At 68.1% G+C, this 16,063-nt stretch carries 15 protein-coding genes; 9 read left to right on the top strand and 6 right to left on the bottom strand.

Features of this window, described 5'->3' with window-relative positions; genetic code table 11:
* The first annotated feature begins 2 nt into the window (after positions 1–2).
* From gloB to fabI, 3 genes are all read left to right on the top strand, one after another.
* Complete coding sequence (gloB, locus tag AC3WMR_RS23970; protein ID WP_175195604.1) at positions 3–824, top strand: hydroxyacylglutathione hydrolase; 822 nt, start codon at positions 3–5, stop codon at positions 822–824.
* Positions 825–831: 7 nt separating this feature from the next.
* Entirely contained in the window at positions 832–2,247 is a 1,416-nt protein-coding gene (locus AC3WMR_RS23975; RefSeq protein WP_025137520.1) for a transglycosylase SLT domain-containing protein, read from the top strand.
* Between the two features lie 135 nt (positions 2,248–2,382).
* Complete coding sequence (gene fabI, locus AC3WMR_RS23980) at positions 2,383–3,168, top strand: enoyl-ACP reductase FabI (protein WP_029953785.1); 786 nt, start codon at positions 2,383–2,385, stop codon at positions 3,166–3,168.
* Positions 3,169–3,254: 86 nt separating this feature from the next.
* Here fabI and AC3WMR_RS23985 read toward each other — a convergent pair whose 3' ends face one another.
* Positions 3,255–3,653 (bottom strand): OsmC family protein, encoded by a 399-nt coding sequence (locus AC3WMR_RS23985; protein ID WP_025137521.1) that lies wholly within the window; start codon positions 3,651–3,653, stop codon positions 3,255–3,257.
* A 183-nt stretch (positions 3,654–3,836) separates the two neighbouring features.
* Between AC3WMR_RS23985 and AC3WMR_RS23990 the strand changes: the two genes are divergently transcribed.
* Complete coding sequence (locus AC3WMR_RS23990) at positions 3,837–4,514, top strand: tellurite resistance TerB family protein (RefSeq protein ID WP_492265803.1); 678 nt, start codon at positions 3,837–3,839, stop codon at positions 4,512–4,514.
* A gap of 64 nt (positions 4,515–4,578) precedes the next feature.
* On the opposite strand, the gene AC3WMR_RS23995 is transcribed toward AC3WMR_RS23990, so the two are convergent.
* The 3 genes from AC3WMR_RS23995 to AC3WMR_RS24005 form a co-directional block, all read right to left on the bottom strand.
* Positions 4,579–5,565, bottom strand: coding sequence for a tripartite tricarboxylate transporter substrate binding protein (locus tag AC3WMR_RS23995; protein WP_492265802.1), 987 nt, complete (start codon positions 5,563–5,565; stop codon positions 4,579–4,581).
* A gap of 29 nt (positions 5,566–5,594) precedes the next feature.
* The gene (gene nadC, locus AC3WMR_RS24000; protein WP_492265801.1) at positions 5,595–6,476 is read right to left on the bottom strand and encodes a carboxylating nicotinate-nucleotide diphosphorylase; all 882 of its coding nucleotides are present in this window, start codon (positions 6,474–6,476) and stop codon (positions 5,595–5,597) included.
* Positions 6,477–6,603: 127 nt separating this feature from the next.
* The gene (locus AC3WMR_RS24005; protein WP_492265800.1) at positions 6,604–7,539 is read right to left on the bottom strand and encodes an NUDIX hydrolase; all 936 of its coding nucleotides are present in this window, start codon (positions 7,537–7,539) and stop codon (positions 6,604–6,606) included.
* Positions 7,540–7,727: 188 nt separating this feature from the next.
* On the opposite strand from AC3WMR_RS24005, the gene AC3WMR_RS24010 reads away from it, so the two are divergent.
* The gene (locus tag AC3WMR_RS24010) at positions 7,728–7,958 is read left to right on the top strand and encodes a hypothetical protein (protein ID WP_492265799.1); all 231 of its coding nucleotides are present in this window, start codon (positions 7,728–7,730) and stop codon (positions 7,956–7,958) included.
* Between the two features lie 27 nt (positions 7,959–7,985).
* On the opposite strand, the gene AC3WMR_RS24015 is transcribed toward AC3WMR_RS24010, so the two are convergent.
* A complete protein-coding gene (locus tag AC3WMR_RS24015) occupies positions 7,986–8,321 on the bottom strand; it encodes an STAS domain-containing protein (protein ID WP_025137527.1) in 336 nt (111 codons plus the stop codon).
* A 194-nt stretch (positions 8,322–8,515) separates the two neighbouring features.
* Here AC3WMR_RS24015 and AC3WMR_RS24020 point away from each other — a divergent pair, with 194 nt between their 5' ends.
* Both AC3WMR_RS24020 and alr read left to right on the top strand, forming a co-directional pair.
* A complete protein-coding gene (locus AC3WMR_RS24020) occupies positions 8,516–8,947 on the top strand; it encodes an ATP-binding protein (protein WP_492265798.1) in 432 nt (143 codons plus the stop codon).
* A 133-nt stretch (positions 8,948–9,080) separates the two neighbouring features.
* Positions 9,081–10,232, top strand: a complete 1,152-nt coding sequence (alr, locus tag AC3WMR_RS24025) for an alanine racemase (protein WP_492265851.1) — start codon at positions 9,081–9,083, stop codon at positions 10,230–10,232.
* A 36-nt stretch (positions 10,233–10,268) separates the two neighbouring features.
* On the opposite strand, the gene AC3WMR_RS24030 is transcribed toward alr, so the two are convergent.
* Entirely contained in the window at positions 10,269–12,737 is a 2,469-nt protein-coding gene (locus tag AC3WMR_RS24030; protein WP_492265797.1) for an MFS transporter, read from the bottom strand.
* Between the two features lie 109 nt (positions 12,738–12,846).
* On the opposite strand from AC3WMR_RS24030, the gene AC3WMR_RS24035 reads away from it, so the two are divergent.
* A complete protein-coding gene (locus tag AC3WMR_RS24035; RefSeq protein WP_492265796.1) occupies positions 12,847–14,850 on the top strand; it encodes a SpoIIE family protein phosphatase in 2,004 nt (667 codons plus the stop codon).
* Entirely contained in the window at positions 14,847–16,052 is a 1,206-nt protein-coding gene (locus AC3WMR_RS24040; RefSeq protein ID WP_492265795.1) for an ABC transporter substrate-binding protein, read from the top strand. Before AC3WMR_RS24035 ends, AC3WMR_RS24040 begins: the two co-directional genes overlap by 4 nt.
* The last annotated feature ends 11 nt before the right edge of the window (positions 16,053–16,063 follow it).

A 16,063-nucleotide genomic window follows, 5' to 3' on the forward strand; every position in this document is an offset into this window, starting at 1 on the left:
TCATGCAAGCCTTGACCGCCCCCGCAGGCGGCCGCGAAAGCACTGCCGCGGTCTTGCCTTTGCCAGCCTTCACCGACAACTATATCTGGGCCATCGTGCGCGACGGTCAAGCCGCCGTGGTCGACCCCGGCGAAGCCGGCCCCGTGCTGCAATGGCTGGCCCGCGAAGGCCTGAAGCTGCGCGCCATTCTACTCACGCACCACCACGGCGACCATGTGGGAGGCGTCCTGGAATTGTCCCGCATTGGCGGCATCACGGTATATGGGCCCGCCCGCGAGACGCTGCCGCGCTGCGACGTGCCGCTGGTCGAGGGCGATCGGGTGGAGATCCCCGAACTGGACCTGGACCTGACCGTGCTGGACGTGCCCGGCCACACCGCCGGACACATCGCCTACGTCGGCCGGGCGGCGGGAAAACAGCCTGTGCTGTTCTGTGGGGACACATTGTTTGCGGGGGGGTGTGGCCGGCTTTTCGAGGGGACTCCCGCGCAAATGCATGATTCCTTGGAAAAATTTTCTGTTTTACCGCCAGATACACAGGTTTTTTGCGCACACGAGTACACTCTAGCGAACTTGCGCTGGGCCATGGCAGTCGAACCCGCCAACCGCACCCTGCAACAGTGGTATCAGCGGGCCCAGCAATTACGCGCAGAAGGTCTTCCCACGCTTCCCTCGACCATCGGTCAGGAACGCGCGACCAACCCGTTTTTGCGTACGCAGCAAGCTGACGTCGTCCGCGCCGCAATTGACTGGGCCGGCCGCGACCAAACTACGCCGGTAGAGGTTTTTGCCTCCCTTCGTGAATGGAAGAACGAATTCAAGTGACCGCCCGATGAAGCTATCCCGACTCCTTCTGCCACTTCTGATGGCAGTCCTCGCCGGTTGCGCAGGAACCAAATCCCCCGACAGCAAGAACCTCACCACCAACTCCCAAGGGCGCTACATCGCCCGCGACACGTCCCGCACGGTTGACCTGACCAACCCGCCGGCCGACGCCTGGGACCGCATCCGCCGCGGCTTCGCCATCCCCAACCTGAACACCGACCTCTCGCAGCAGTGGACCGACTATTACGCGTCCCACCCCGAGGCAGTGCAGCGCATGGCCGAACGCGCCGGCAAGTACCTGTATTTCATCGTCGACGAAATCAACCGCCGCGGCCTGCCGACCGAGCTGGCCCTGCTACCCTTCGTCGAAAGCGCCTACAACCCGACCGCCCTGTCGCGCGCCCAGGCCTCCGGCCTGTGGCAGTTCGTGCCGGCCACCGGGCAGCACTTCAACCTGAAGCAGGACTGGTGGCGCGACGAACGCCGCGACCCCATCGCCTCGACCAACGCGGCGCTGGACTACCTGGAAAAGCTGTTTGAAATGCAGGGCGACTGGTACCTGGCCCTGGCCTCGTACAACTGGGGCGAAGGCTCGGTGCAGCGCGCCATGGCCAAGAACGAAGCCGCCGGCCAGCCCACCGACTACCTGTCGCTGAACATGCCGGACGAGACTCGCAACTACGTCCCCAAGCTGCAGGCCATCAAGAACATCATCGCCGACCCGCAGCGCTACGCGGTGGCGCTGCCCCCGGTAGGCAACACGCCCTACTTCGTGACGGTCCAGAAGAACAGCGACATCGACCTGGAAATCGCCGCCAAGCTGGCCGAAATGCCGCTGGACGAATTCAAGGCCCTGAACCCGTCGTTCAACCGCCCCGTCATCCGCGGCGACCACGGCCCCACGCTGCTGCTGCCCGCCGACCGCGTCGAAATCTTCAACGCCAACCTGACCAACTACAAGGGCGACCTGAGCGCCTGGAAGGTCTACCACTCGCGCCGCGGCGAATCGTACGCGTCGATCGCCAAGCGTTTCGGCGTGACCGAAGCCAAGCTGCGTGAAACCAACGACATCGGCTCGCGCCAGAAGGTCGCGTCGGGCCAGTCGCTGCTGGTGCCGGGCGACCCCGGCACGGGCGGCGTGCAGCTGGCCTCGCTGGCCGCCCCCGTGGGCGCGCTGGATTCGGCCCCGGCCAGCACCAAGACGCCGGCGCCGCGCGGCAAGGCCGCGGCCCCCGCCGCGCGCGGCGCGTCGGCCCGCCCCAACGTGCGCACCCACAAGGTCCGCCAGGGCGACACGCTGTTCTCGCTGGCCAAGCAATACGGCACTTCGGTGGATGCGCTGCGCGCCCTGAACAACCTGAAGGGCAATGCGCTCAAGATCGGCGCCCAGCTGCGCGTGCCGGGCACCAACGCCCGCGGTTGAAGTCCGGGGCCGAGATCCGGCCCTCCCGTCATATCGCGCGGCGCCCACCAGGGCGCCGCGGCGTTTTATCCGCGGAGCCGCCAAACTCCTTAAAATAGGCGGTCTCCAGAAGGAAAAAATTCAAAGGAACCACACATGGGCTTTCTCGCCGGCAAACGCATCCTGGTCACCGGGGTGCTTTCGAACCGCTCCATCGCCTACGGCATCGCGCGCGCCTGTCACCAGCAAGGCGCCGAACTGGCGTTCACCTACGTGGGCGACCGTTTCAAGGACCGCGTGAGCGAATTCGCCGCCGAGTTCGGCAGCGACATCGTGCTGCCGTGCGACGTGGCCGAAGACAGCCAGATCGAAGCCACCTTCACCGACCTGGCCAAGCGCTGGGACGGCCTGGACGGCCTGGTGCACTCCATCGGCTTCGCGCCGCGCGAAGCCATTGCCGGCAACTTCCTGGACGGCCTGTCGCGCGAAGGTTTCCGCATCGCCCACGACATTTCCGCCTACAGCTTCGCCGCCATGGCCAAGGCCGCCCTGCCGCTGATGGAAGGCCGCAATGGTTCGGTGCTGACGCTGACCTACCTGGGCGCAGAACGCGTGGTGCCCAACTACAACACCATGGGCCTGGCCAAGGCCTCGCTGGAAGCCAGCGTGCGCTACCTGGCCACGGCGCTGGGCCCGCGCGGCATCCGCGCCAACGGCATTTCGGCCGGCCCGATCAAGACCCTGGCCGCCAGCGGCATCAAGGACTTCTCGGCGATCCTGAAGTTCGTCGAGGCCCAGGCGCCGCTGCGCCGCAACGTCACCATCGACGACGTCGGCAACGTGGCCGCCTTCATGCTGTCGGACCTGGCCGCCGGCGTCACGGGCGAGATCACCCACGTGGATGCGGGCTTCTCGACCGTCGTCCCGGGCATGGAAGACTGATACCGGACGGGGCCTGACCCGGCCTGGGTCGGCCCAGCCTGCCTTGGGCAGTAAAAAAACGGACCTGCGGGTCCGTTTTTTTTGGTTCAGGCCGGCCGCACGATCAGCGTGGACACCTGCACGTCCACCGCCGTCATCAGCTTGTGGATCGGGCACTTTTCGGCCACGGCCAGCAATTCATCGATCTGGGCGTCGGTCAGTTCGCCGTGCAGCGTCAGCTTGGCCGTCAGGCGGTAGATGCCCTTGCGCTCTTCGCCGGCATCGCGCACCACGTCCACGCCCACCGATTCCAGCGGCAAGCCCTTGCGCTGCGCGTAGACCATCAGCGTCATGGCCTTGCAGCCGCCCAATGCGGTATCGAAATAGTCGTGCGGGTCCGGGCCGGCGCCCTGCGGCTGCGGCATGTCCAGCGGCAGGTCGTGGCCTTCGGCCGTGGCGGTGAATTGCAGGGTGTTGGGCGCGTTCTGGCGCACGTGGATCGTCATGGGCGGGGCTCCTTGCGTTGCGGGCGGCGCGCGCGCACCGCCTCTGCCCGACGTTGTAGCATCCGCCGATGGCGCCCACCCGGGTGCGCTACATCCATTTCTGACTGTAAGCTGAACTTCCTGGCGCGACGAAGGTCGGATACTGCTATCCGCAAGATCCTTTGCGTTCACCCAGGGGGCCGCATGAGCGCCAGACAACTTCTCGATCAATTGCTGCAATCCGGCCAGGGCCTGCTGTCCGACGCCAGTTCCAAGGTGCAGGGCGCCACGGGCGGCAAGGGCTCGTTCCTGACCGGGCTGGGCGGCGGCGCGTTGGGCGCCGGCGCGCTGGGCCTGCTGCTGGGCAGCAAGAAGGCCCGCAAGATTGGCGGCAAAGTCGCCATGTACGGCGGCATGGCGGCGCTGGGCGCCCTGGCCTACCGGGCCTATGGCGACTGGCAGCGCAACCAGGCCGGCTCGCCGTCCGGGCCGCCGCAGACGCTGGACCGCCTGCCCCCGCCCGAAGCCGAGCAACACAGCACGGCGGTGCTGACGGCCATGATCGGTGCAGCCAAGGCCGACGGCCACATCGGCCCCGAGGAACGCGCCCTGCTGGAAACCGAGATGGGCAAGCTGTCGTCCGACGCGCAGGACCGGCGCTGGCTGGAAGCCGAACTGGCCCGTCCGCTGGACCCGGCCGCCATCGCGCAATCGGCCAAGACCCCGGAAATGGCGGCCGAGATGTACCTGGCCAGCCTGCTGGTGGTGGACGAGGAAAGCTACATGGAACGCGCCTACCTGGACGAACTGGCGCGCCGGCTGCAGTTGCAGCCGGGCTTGAAGGAACAGCTGGAACAGCACGCCCGCGCGGCGGTGGCCTGAGGCCAGGCTTGGGGCCGTGCAATCGAGGCCTCGGGTTTGCTTCCCGAGGCCTCGATCGCCCCTCTCAGTCCGCGCGCAACCCGATCGCCTCGGTCAGCGCCGTATAGCGGTCGATATCCGCATTGATCATGTCCTGGAACGCCCTTGGCGAACTGATGGTCGGCGTGAAGCCCTGCTCGCGCAGCGACGCCTGCACATCCGGCCGCTGCACGATCCGGGCGACCGCCGCGTTCAGCTTCGCCACCACCGCCGGCGGCGTGGCGGCCGGCGCCAGCAGGCCATGCCACTGGTCCAGCGCGTAATTCGGCACCCCCTGTTCGGCCACCGTCGGCACCTCGGGCAATAACGGCGACCGCTGCGGCGAGGTGACCGCCAGCGCCCGCAGCTTGCCCGCCGCGATCAGCGGCGCGGCGCTCGAGGCCGTGACGACACCCATCCCCACCTGGCCAGCCATCACATCGGTCAGCGCCGGCCCGCACCCCTTGTAAGGCACCTGCTGCAACGACGCGCCGGTGGCGCGCGCCAGCATCTCACCCGCCAGGTGCTGGGGCGTGCCGTTGCCGCAGGAGGCAAACGGCAGCGGCTTGTCGACGCGGCCGGCGTTCAGGGCATCGTCCAGGTTGTGCAGCGGCGATGCCGCCGGCACCACGAAGACGGACGGCACGAAGGCCACGTTGATCACCGCCGCGAAATCGCGCTTGGGTGCGAAACCCAGGTTGCGATACACGCCAGGATTGATGGCGAATGAGCTGTTGACCATCAGCAGCGTATAGCCGTCAGGCGGTGACTCCGCCACGATGCGCGCGCCGATATTGCCGCTGGCGCCGGGACGGTTTTCCACCACCACGGGCTGGCCGAACTGCTCTTGCAGGCTGGCGCCCAGGCGGCGCGCCAGCAGATCGGTGCCGCCGCCCGGCGGAAAGGTCACCACGATCGTGACGGGATGGGTCGGATAGGACGCATCGGACGGTGTATCGCCGGACGGCGGGTTGCCGCAGGCGCCCAGCGCCAGGGTCAGCAGCAGCGAAGTGGAAAGCAGCGCGCGTTTCATGGTTTCTGACTGTCGTGTCGGGGCCGGGCTCAGGCGTCCAGGCCGATGTCCAGCACCTTGGCGCTGTGGGTCAGCCAGCCCACGGCGATCTGGTCGACGCCGGTGGCGGCTACCGCGGCGGCGGTGTCGGGGGTGATACGGCCGGACGCTTCGGTAATGGCGCGGCCGCGCGCCATGGCGACCGCATGGCGCAGTTCGTCCAGGCTCATGTTGTCCAGCAGCACCACGTCCACGCCCAGCGCCAACGCGGTTTCCAGCTGGGCCAGCGTGTCGACTTCTAGCTCGATCTTGACCATGTGGCCCACGCCCGCGCGGGCGCGCTGCACGGCGGCTTCGACGCCGCCGGCCAGGGCGATGTGGTTGTCCTTGATCAGCACGGCATCGTCCAGGCCAAAGCGATGGTTGCTGCCGCCGCCCACGCGTACCGCGTACTTCTGCACGGCGCGCAGGCCCGGCAAGGTCTTGCGGGTGCAGGTGACGCGGGCGCCATGGCCTTCGATGGCGCGGGCGATCGAGGCCGTCGCAGTCGCCACGCCGCTCAGGTGGCACAGGAAGTTCAGCGCCGCCCGCTCGGCGGTCAGCATGGCGCGGGCGTTGCCGCGGATGCGCGCGATTTCCATGCCGGGTTCGAGCGCGGCGCCATCGCGCTGCGCCACGATGAATTCGATGGCGGGATCCATGGCGCGAAACGCCAGGCGCGCCAGATCCAATCCGGCCAGCACGCCTTCCTGGCGCGCCACCAGGCGCGTCTCGGCCACGGCGTCGGCGGGCACGATGGCGTCGGTCGTCAGGTCGCCGGCGCGGCCCAGATCTTCGAGCAAGGCCGCGCGTACCAGCGGCTCCAGCATCACATCCGGCAAGGCGGGAACGGCCAAACGGGCGGCAGCGGGCACTACACCTTTTATGCTCATTTTGAGTATTTAGTAGTTAAAAAAGGCGCGCAAGGAATGCGCACCACTTATGCTAGAGATGAGCATATTGCTTGTCAAGCTGCGGCGCAGCATGCCGGACAGGCACCGCGTCGGGAGGGGTGACGCGTCAGAGACCGCGTGACAAGGGCAGTTTGCTGCCCGCAATGGCGCGTTCAAGCAGCACGTCGCGGCGAAAGCGAAACAGCTTGGCGGGCCGGCCCGCCGTGCCGGTGGCCATGCCGCCGGTTTCTTCCACCAGCGCCTGCTGCTCGATCAGGCGGCGAAAGTTCTGCTTGTGCAGGCCGCGGCCGGCCAGGGCCTCGACGGCCAACTGCAATTGCAGCAGCGTGAATTGCGCCGGCATCAGTTCGAACACCACCGGGCGGTACTTGATCTTGGCGCGCAGCCGCGCGATGCCGGTGGCGAGAATGCGGCGGTGGTCGTGGCGCATGGGTTCGCCCGGCAGTACGGCCACCGCGGCGCCCGGTTGGCGGCGGGCGGCTTCAGGCACCAGGCCAGCCTCGAACAGCAGTTCGTACCGCTGCAAGACCATGTCTTCATTCCAGGCCGCGCCGTCCAACCCGAACGTGATGGCGGCGCGCTGGCGTCGGCGGTTGCGGGTGGCGGCGTCGGCCGTGTCGTCGCACCAGGCCAGCAGGCGCGGCACGATCTGCGCGTCGACCAGGGCGGGCGTGCCCGCGCGCCGGTCTTCCCAGGGGAAATAGCGGTACCAGTCCTGCCAGCCCACCTGCGCCACGCCGGTTTCGCCGGCCTCGCGTGTCAGGCCCAGGTAGCTGACCGACATGACGCGCGCGCCCGATTCGTCGGAGCGATCGCCGTCGGCAAAGGTGTAGAGCTGTTCGACATAACCCAGCGGATGATGCGTCTGGGTTTCGACCCAGGCGCGCAAGCCCGCCTGCAAGGACCGGTGGGACAGTTCGAACGGCCCGGCCGGCAAGGCTCGTGCGTCGTCGGTCGTCAGGACCCGCGGTTCGCCGTTGGTGACGGCGACGAGGACGGCGACGAGTTCGGCATGCACGGAGCGTTCGACGGATTCGGTCAAGGTAGGTGTGGCAATAGGGTGGAAACCGGGCGCTGCGAGGCGCTCGGCATTATAAGGTTCGGGCCCTGCAACAGCCCCTTGCAAACGTGACAGCGCAAAGCCCCCTGATGGCGGGCGCGCGGCCCTAACATGGGACGTGACTGTCGGTGCGCCGCCATCCTGGGACGCCCGCAACCGGAGCCGAGACCATGTTGAAAAACACGCCCGATCCCGTCGCCACCAAGCCCGCCACGCCGGCCGAACACCCCCCGCCCGTCGACCCTCGCAAAGGCACCGGCATCCTGCCGATGCCCGATCAGAGCGAGACGGTGGCCGGCATGCCGCGACGCGGCCGCGCCATCGAAGAACCTGGCGACCCGGGCATCATCACGCCCGAAGACGACGTGCTGGATACGTCCTACGAAAACCGCAAGGGCTGAGCCCGGTAAAGCCTGGCCAGGGGTCGCTCAGGCGACCTTGGCCACGGCTTCCTGGCGCGTGTCGACCACGGTCAGGATGGCCAGGAAACCACTGATGTCGAACACTTCGCGCACATGCGGCTGCATGGCGCACAGCGCCAGCGCGCCCGAACCTTGCTTCAGGCGCTTGGCCAGCACCAGCACCACGCGCAGGCCTGCGCTGGAGATGTAGTTCAGGTTGGACATGTCCAGCACGAAGCGGCGTTCGCCTTTTTCCACCTGCGCCAGCAGGTCGGCTTCGATGCCTGCGGCATTGCCGCTGTTGATCTGGCCTTCGGGCGAGACAACCAGCACTTCTCCAACTTTCTCGACTGCGAGATTCATAGTGGTTCCCGATAAGTGACCGGCGCCCCAGGTCCCGGCCCATGCGGGTGGCGGCGCGATGCCGAGATGATACGCGAGGCGCCCGCGCTGCCAAACGCAATCTTCCATACGCCGGACAGCGCTGCCCGTTACGCCTGCCGCCTCCAATCGGGCATACTTGCACCTGCACGTGTACCCCTGAACGCAAGGCGACCATGCCCTCTCAGCCCGATACGCTTGACCTCGTTCCCGACGCCCACGCTGTCGCCTCCGCCATGCAATGGATCGAGGCCATCGCCGAGCGCGACACCTGGTCGCCCAAGCTGAGTTTCGGTCTGTCCTTGAGCCTGGACGAAGCGCTGACGAACATCGTTTCATACGCCTTCGACGATCCCCTTCTTGCCCCGGACCCCGCCCGCGTCAGCCTTGCCTGCCGCCAGGACGGCGAATGGATATCGCTGGAGATAATCGACAATGGCCGGCCGTACGATCCCACCCAGACCCCGCCTCCGCCTTTGGCTGCGACGCTCGATGACGCCGAGATCGGCGGCCACGGCGTGCGGCTGATGCAGCACTATCTGCACGACCTGCGCTACGAGCGCCAGGGCGACGAAAACCGCCTGACGCTCATCATGCGCGCCGCGTGACCTTCCCTGGCGCGTCCGATCAATACGCGCTATCGACAACTTGCAGTGCATAGACAGAAAGTACCGAACAAAACCGGTCGATCTGTCACTCATGCATAGACTGCGCGCGTACCTGCGCGCAGCCCACGCCCAGATGCCGCCCGTGAACGCACCCTATCGTCCAGAAGGATTGCTTGCCCGCCCCCTGTATGCCCGCGTCGACGCGGGCGCCGTGGCCCATAACCTTGCCCGCCTGCGCGCGGCGCTGCCGGCTGCCGGCGCGCCGCGCCTGTGGGCCACCGTGAAGGCCGACGCCTATGGCCATGGCCTGGCGCGCGTGCTGCCCGCACTGCGCGATGCGGACGGCCTGGCGGTGCTGCACCTGGACGAGGCGCGCAACTGCCGCCGCCTGGGCTGGCGCGGCCCGGTGCTGGTGTACGGCGGCCTGTATTCGCAGGCCGATACGCTGCTGCTGGACACGCCCGGCCTGCACCTGGTCATTACCCATGCGGCGCAGTTGCAATGGCTGGCGCAATCGCCTGCGGCCGAACGGCCCGGGGTGTGGCTGCGTTTCGCGGGCGATATCCACCACACCGGTTTCAGCGCCGACGACTACCGCGCGGCGTTCGAATTCGCTGGCGCACTGGCCGCACGCGGCCTGGTGGGTGAAGTCGGCCACCTGAATCATTACGCCCGTGCCGACGAGGCCGATGGCGTCGCCACGGCCGATGCCCAGTTCCGCGAGGTGATCCGCGGCCTGCCGGGCCCGGTATCCACCAGCAATTCCGCCGCCGTGCTGCGTCATGGCGCCCAGGCTGCCGCCACGCAATGGGTGCGGCCCGGACTGGCACTGTATGGCGCCAGCCCGTTCGCCGACCGCAGCGCGGCTGACCTGGACCTGCTGCCCGCCATGTCGCTGCACTCGCAGGTGGTGGGCATCCAGCGCGTCAAGGCCGGTGCCGGCGTAGGTTACAGCGGCGCCTTCCAGGCGACCGAATCCATGGACGTAGGCATCGTCACCTGCGGCTATGCGGACGGCTATCCGCGCCACGCGCCCACCGGCACGCCGGTGATGGTGGCGGGCACGCGCACGCGCCTGTTGGGACGCGTGTCGATGGACATGATGGCGGTGGACCTGGGCCCCGTGCCGCAAGCGGCCATCGGCGCGCCCGTCACGCTATGGGGTGCGGACGGCCTGTCGGTGGAAGAAGTGGCATCGTCCGCGGGCACCATCGCCGCGCAATTGCTGACGGGCCTGTCGGCCCGGGTGCCGGTGGCGCAGGCCGGCGCGGGTCCGGCGCGCTGAATGGCGGCGCCCACGCATCGCGGCGCCCTCCTTCGATCAGGCCGTCTCTTCGCGCGGCCGGGCCGGTGCGAACAGCAGGAACAGCAACGTCGCGCACAGGTAGATCACACCGGTCGCGGCCAGGCCCGCGCCCATGCCGGCGGCGCCGAACATCGCGCCAACCACCAGCGGTCCGGCCATCTGGCCCAGCTTGTCGGCCGCGCGCATGACGCTGGTGGCGCCGGCCGCGCCGTAGCGCTGCACATCCGGCAACGCCAGCATGTAGGGCGACTGCGAGGCGCCGGCAAAGCAGCTGGCCAGCGCCAGCAACAGCACGGCCGCCGCGGCCGCCAACAGGCCACTGTTGAAGTACAGGCCCAGCATGCCGATGCTGCCCACCAGCCCGCCCAGCACGATCCAGCTTTTCTTGATGCGGCTGCGATCCACCACGCGCCCCATCAACGGGCCGACGTAGATCACGCACAGGCCATAGATCATCAGCACGCGACCGATGCTGGACGCGGCCACGCCTTCGGCTTCCAGGTAGAGCGGCAGCGCGAACGACAGCAGGCCGACCTGCGCGATCGAAAACGGAATCACGCTGCCCAGCAACAGCAAGCCGAAATCGCGTGTGAACAGCAGCTTCAGGGTGTCCGAGAAATGCGCGCGAGCGCGCCCCGCCGTCTGCGCGGCCAGCTTGCGGCCGCGATCCATGTAAGGCCGCATCAGCACCAGCACGCCAGCCAGCGGCATGGCCAGCATCACGGCGCCCACCGCGAACACGGCGCGAAAGCCCACTTGTTCCATCAGCATCGCGCCGACCGCGGCGCCCGACAGATGGCCGGCGAACAGGCCCGCGATCACGCCGGTCATGTTGCGGCCGCGGAACTGCGGCGGGCTGCGCGTGACGATGAAACCCTGCAAGCCCATCCAGGTCAGGCCGTAGCCCAGGCCCACCAGGCCGCGGGCCGCGCTGAACATCAACAGATTGGTGGCGGCGGCGCAGGCCAGCATGCCGGCGGCGGACACGCCCAGTCCGGCCAGCACCGGCACCTGCCAGCCCTTGCGGTCGGTCAGGCGGCCCGCCAGCAGCGAGGTCAGCAGGCCGCAGCCCATTTCCACCGAGATCGGCAAGGCCAGCAGCAGGTTGGCCGGCAGGTCCAGGCCGCCCGCGGACAAGCTGCGTGCGTACAGCGGCAGAAAGCCCAGCGGCAACGCCCAGGCAAACAGAAAGCCGAACATCACCGGCCGCGCGATGCGGCCCACTTCGGATTCGTCGTCGGGCCCCACGCGCGACCCATCCGGCAGCGTGGCCCGCGCGGCGAACGCGCGATTCATCAGCAAAGACAGCAGCAACAGCATTTCAATGGCGGCCACCAGCGCCACGCCCACCACCGTTACCGCATCCAGCGCGCGGCTGCGCACGCCCGCGGCGATCACGTCGCTGGACAGCCGCAGCACCAGGTCGCCATGCGCCTTGGGGTCGGCCAGCGCCGCCCCCAGCGGCAGCACCAGCGTCAGGTCGTCGGGCTGCGGACGCGTCTGCGGCAGCGTCGAGACATCCAGCGGACCGCGCGCGTCGGCCCCGTACAGCACGCGGCCGTTGAGGTCGGCCAGTTCGATCTGCGCCACTGCCGGGAACGTGCCGGCCAGCCGCGAGAATGGCGCATCGACGCCGCGCAGCCGATCCACTTCCAAGCCATAGCCCAGCACGCGGTTCAGGTCGCGTTGCAGGCCTTCGGCCAGCAGCCCTACGTTATTGCGCGTGACCTCAAGCCAGCCGCTGCGAAAGGTATGGATGGTGTAGGCGGCGTACACGCCCTGCGCCACCACCAGCGCCAGCAGCGGCACCACGAAGCGGGCACGGCCGCCGGCAGCCAGCGAGGTCAGCGGCACGACGTACTTGAAGACCGCGGCCAGGCCCAACCCGACCAGCACCGTGACGATCAGCAGCACCTGCAGGTTGTCGATGATGAGGCGGCGGCTGGCTTCGCCATCCTTGGCGGCCGACAGCACCACCGCGCCCACCGCCTTGCCGCCCGCCGCGGTCAAGGGCACGGCGACGGTGACGCGGTCGTCGGCCACCGCCACGATGGCGCCCGAGCCGCGCCGCGCCAGGCCGGCGCCGGGCGTGCCGCGCGTGTCCAGCGTGCGGGCCAGTTCGGCCGCGTCCTCGGGCAGCTCGCCCTGGGCGGCCAGCGATTGACCATCGGCCAGCAGCACCGTCGCGCCCTGCACGCCGCGCGAACCGGCCACGCCGTCGCGCAACGTGTCGCGCAGGCCGAAATACTGTTCGAGGGGTTTGCCCAACCGCAAGCCGTTTTCGATGTTGCCGGCGACGCGCCGCGCCACCACTTCAACGCGGTCGGCGGTGGTGTCCACCACCAGCCGGTTCAGGGCCGACAGGCTGAGGGCGCCGATCAGCGCCTGCGCCAGCAGCAGCACGGCCAGACAGGCCAATGTGACTTCCAGCACGGGGCGGCGACGCAACCCATCGAGCACTATTTGTATTGGTTCGCTACGCATGGGGCCCCGCCGCCGCAAAGTATTTACACACGGGCACCAATGGTATTTACAATTAATGCAAATTGCATCTTATTTCACGTCATCACCTCACCCGCCCCCACTATCCCCCATGTCGTTGCGCTCGCTCCGTAGCAAGATTTTTCTACTGGTCGTAGCGCTGCTCCTGGCGGTGGCGGCATTCGTGATGCTGACGACGCAGCGCAATGTCACGCGCACGGTGATGAACAGCGAACGCCACGCCGTCAGCAATGTGATGGAGCTGGTGCTGCGCGATGCCGAGGCCCGCTGGGGCGCGCTGCTGTCGGACAAGATATCCACCGTGCGCAGCGGCCGGCGCCAGCTGATGCAGAGCGGCACGGTGGTGGCGGCGGCGCTGGGCGCCTACGCCGACCTGGCCGAGCGCGGCATCATCACCCCCGGCGCGGCCAAGGGCATGGCCCGCGCCTGGATCAACCGCCTGAAACTGGACGACCGGCGCTACGCGTTTGTCTACGACGCCGACTTCCAGGTGCTGGCCAGCGGCAATGCCGACATGATCGACCGCGATCTGTCGGCGCTGTCCGACTTCAAGAACCGACCGCTGGCGCAGGCGCTGCTGGAAGAAAGCCGCACGTCCGGCTACGGCTTTGCCATCTATCGCTGGCCGCCATCGGCCCAGCGCGGCGATGGCGAAACGCGCTACGCCTATTTCGGCTATTTCCGCCCGTGGAACTGGGTGTTCGCCATTTCGGACAGCGCCCAGGATGTGATCGAGCAGATCGAGACCCGCCGCACCCAGCTCGAGAATTCGGTGCGCGACACGCTCTCGAAACTGACGCTGGCCCAATCGGGCTTCATCTTCATCGCCACCGACGACGGCCGCATGGTGGTGCCTCCGCCGCAGGCGCGCGCCGGCCTGTTGGACGCCAAGGACGGCAGCGGCGAAACGCTGCGCGCCCTGCTGGCCCGGCAAGATAATGGCGACAAGCTGAAAAGCCTGCGCTTCGATGGCGGCGACGGCCCCTGGCAGATCGACAGCGCGCGCTTCGCGCCGCTGGGCTGGACGGTGGTGGCGGTGGTGCCCGAGAGCGACCTGACCGCCCCGGCCCGTGAACTGCTGAACCGCCAGGCGCTGATCTTCGTGGGCATGATGCTGGTGGCGCTGGTCTGCGCCTGGCTGGTGGCCGCGCGCATCGTGCGCCCGCTGGAAACGCTGACCCGCTATGCCCGCCTGCTGCCCGAGCAGGACCTGACCGCCGAATCCAGCGTGCCCGCCCATATCGCGGCGCTGCCGGCCAAGCACAAGGACGAGGTCGGCCGGCTGGCGTCGTCGTTCCTGTTCATGGACCGCAAGCTGCGCGAGAACATCGCCCGCCTGATGCGCGAAACCACGGCGCGCGAACGCTTCGAAAGCGAACTTAACATCGCCCGCGCGATCCAGCTGGGCCTGTTGCCGGTGCCGCTGTCGGCCATCACGCGCGAACGCATCGACCTGAACGCCGTGATGCTGCCGGCCAAGGAAGTGGGCGGCGACCTGTACGACTACTTCACGCTGCCCGACGGAAGGCTGTGCCTGGCCATCGGCGACGTGTCGGACAAGGGCGTGCCGGCCGCGTTGTTCATGGCGGTCACGCGCACGCTGATCCGCGCCACCGCCGAGGACGAGACCGACCCGGCGTTGATGATGCAGAAGATCAACAATCGGCTGTCCGAAAACAACCCGAACATGATGTTCGTCACGCTGCTGATCGGCGTGCTGGACATGACCACGGGCGACCTGCAGTGGGCCAATGCCGGCCACCTGCCGCCCGCGGTGGTGGGCGCCGACGGCGTGGTGCGGCTGCTGCAGGGCCGCAGCGGCCCCGCCTGCGGCGTGCAGGAAGACCTGGAGTACCGCTGCCTGTCGACGCTGCTGGCGCCCGGCGAAATGCTGGTGGGCTATACCGACGGCGTCACCGAGGCCGTCAATCCGCAGAATGCGCAGTATGGCGATCCGCGCCTGCTGGCCGTGCTGTCCAATCCCCCCGTGCCGGCGGCCAGCCTGGCCAAGCGTCTGTTGGAAGACGTGCAGGCCTTTGCCGACGGCGCGGAACAATCCGATGACATCACCTTGATCGTGATCCGCCGCCCATGAAGACATCGCTGCCCACCCTAATGCTGAGTCTGGCCCTGCTGGCGCCCGCCGCGTGCCTGGCCCAGGCCGCGGCGTCTGGCGCATCGGCGGTCCCCACCGGGACGCCGGCAGCGGCCGCGCCCGCTGCGGCCCCGCAAGTGTTTCCCACCAAGCCCGTACCCCGGCCGGATGGCAAGAAATGGCGCATCGGCTATTTCGAAAGCGGCGACTACAGCGAATATCCCCGCACCTTGCGCGTGACCGTGGACGGCCTGCAGAAGCTGGGCTGGATCACCGTGCCCACCATTCCCGACGGCTTGAGCGGCAAGCAGATGTGGGAATTCCTGGCCGACAACACCCGCAGCGACACGCTGGAATTCGTGCGCGATGCCTGGTGGCAGCCCGGCAATTTCGACGCCGCCCAGCGCCCGGCCGTGCGCGAATCGATCAAGCAGCGGCTGGAAGGCAAGAAGGACATCGACCTGATCATCGCCATGGGCACCTGGGCCGGCCAGGACATGGCGGGCATGGGCGCGCCGGTGCCGACCATCGTGGCCTCGACCAGCGATGCCGTCGGCGCCCGCATCACCCGGTCGGCGCAGGACAGCGGGCTGGACAACCTGCATGCCCGCGTGCAGCCCGAACGCTACCAGCGCCAGGTGCGCCTGTTCCACGAGATCGTGCCATTCAAGCGGCTGGGCCTGGTCTATGAAGACAGCCCCGAAGGCCGCACCTACAGCGCGGTCGATGCGGTGGAACAGGTGGCGCGCGAACAGGGCTTCAAGGTGCTGACGTGCAACGCGCCGTCCAACGGCATCGCCCCCGAAGTCGCCACCCGCAACGCGCTGGAATGCTATGCCAAGCTGGCGCCGCAGATCGATGCGGCCTACGTGACGGTGCACCGGGGCGTGACGCCCACGTCGGTCGACACGGTGGCCGAGATCCTGCGCCAGGCGCGCGTGCCCAGCTTTTCGATGCTGGGGTCGGAAGAGGTCAAGCACGGGCTGCTGTTGAGCCTGGCCCAGGCGGACTACTCGTACGTGGGCCTGTTCTACGCCGAGACGATGGCCCGCATCTTCAACGGCGCCAAGGCCCGCGAACTGAGCCAGGTGTGGATCGACCCGGCCAAGATCGCGCTGAACCTGCAGACCGCGCGGGTCATCGGCTTTGACCCGCCCGTCGATATCCTGCTGGCGGCGGACGAAGTCTACGAGGCGCAATGACGCACGGCTGC

The sequence above is a fragment of the Achromobacter sp. FW305-C-28 genome (assembly GCF_058783235.1).

Excerpts from the sequence above, each read along its gene's own strand:
- alr (WP_492265851.1), top strand. The coding sequence starts at position 9,081 with ATGCCGCCCGTGAACGCACCCTATCGTCCAGAAGGATTGCTTGCCCGC.
- AC3WMR_RS24020 (WP_492265798.1), top strand. The coding sequence starts at position 8,516 with ATGCCCTCTCAGCCCGATACGCTTGACCTCGTTCCCGACGCCCACGCT.
- fabI (WP_029953785.1), top strand. The coding sequence starts at position 2,383 with ATGGGCTTTCTCGCCGGCAAACGCATCCTGGTCACCGGGGTGCTTTCG.
- AC3WMR_RS24010 (WP_492265799.1), top strand. The coding sequence starts at position 7,728 with ATGTTGAAAAACACGCCCGATCCCGTCGCCACCAAGCCCGCCACGCCG.
- AC3WMR_RS24015 (WP_025137527.1), bottom strand. The coding sequence starts at position 8,321 with ATGAATCTCGCAGTCGAGAAAGTTGGAGAAGTGCTGGTTGTCTCGCCC.
- nadC (WP_492265801.1), bottom strand. The coding sequence starts at position 6,476 with ATGAGCATAAAAGGTGTAGTGCCCGCTGCCGCCCGTTTGGCCGTTCCC.
- AC3WMR_RS23990 (WP_492265803.1), top strand. The coding sequence starts at position 3,837 with ATGAGCGCCAGACAACTTCTCGATCAATTGCTGCAATCCGGCCAGGGC.
- AC3WMR_RS24040 (WP_492265795.1), top strand. The coding sequence starts at position 14,847 with ATGAAGACATCGCTGCCCACCCTAATGCTGAGTCTGGCCCTGCTGGCG.
- AC3WMR_RS24035 (WP_492265796.1), top strand. The coding sequence starts at position 12,847 with ATGTCGTTGCGCTCGCTCCGTAGCAAGATTTTTCTACTGGTCGTAGCG.
- AC3WMR_RS23995 (WP_492265802.1), bottom strand. The coding sequence starts at position 5,565 with ATGAAACGCGCGCTGCTTTCCACTTCGCTGCTGCTGACCCTGGCGCTG.
- AC3WMR_RS23975 (WP_025137520.1), top strand. The coding sequence starts at position 832 with ATGAAGCTATCCCGACTCCTTCTGCCACTTCTGATGGCAGTCCTCGCC.
- gloB (WP_175195604.1), top strand. The coding sequence starts at position 3 with ATGCAAGCCTTGACCGCCCCCGCAGGCGGCCGCGAAAGCACTGCCGCG.
- AC3WMR_RS23985 (WP_025137521.1), bottom strand. The coding sequence starts at position 3,653 with ATGACGATCCACGTGCGCCAGAACGCGCCCAACACCCTGCAATTCACC.
- AC3WMR_RS24030 (WP_492265797.1), bottom strand. The coding sequence starts at position 12,737 with ATGCGTAGCGAACCAATACAAATAGTGCTCGATGGGTTGCGTCGCCGC.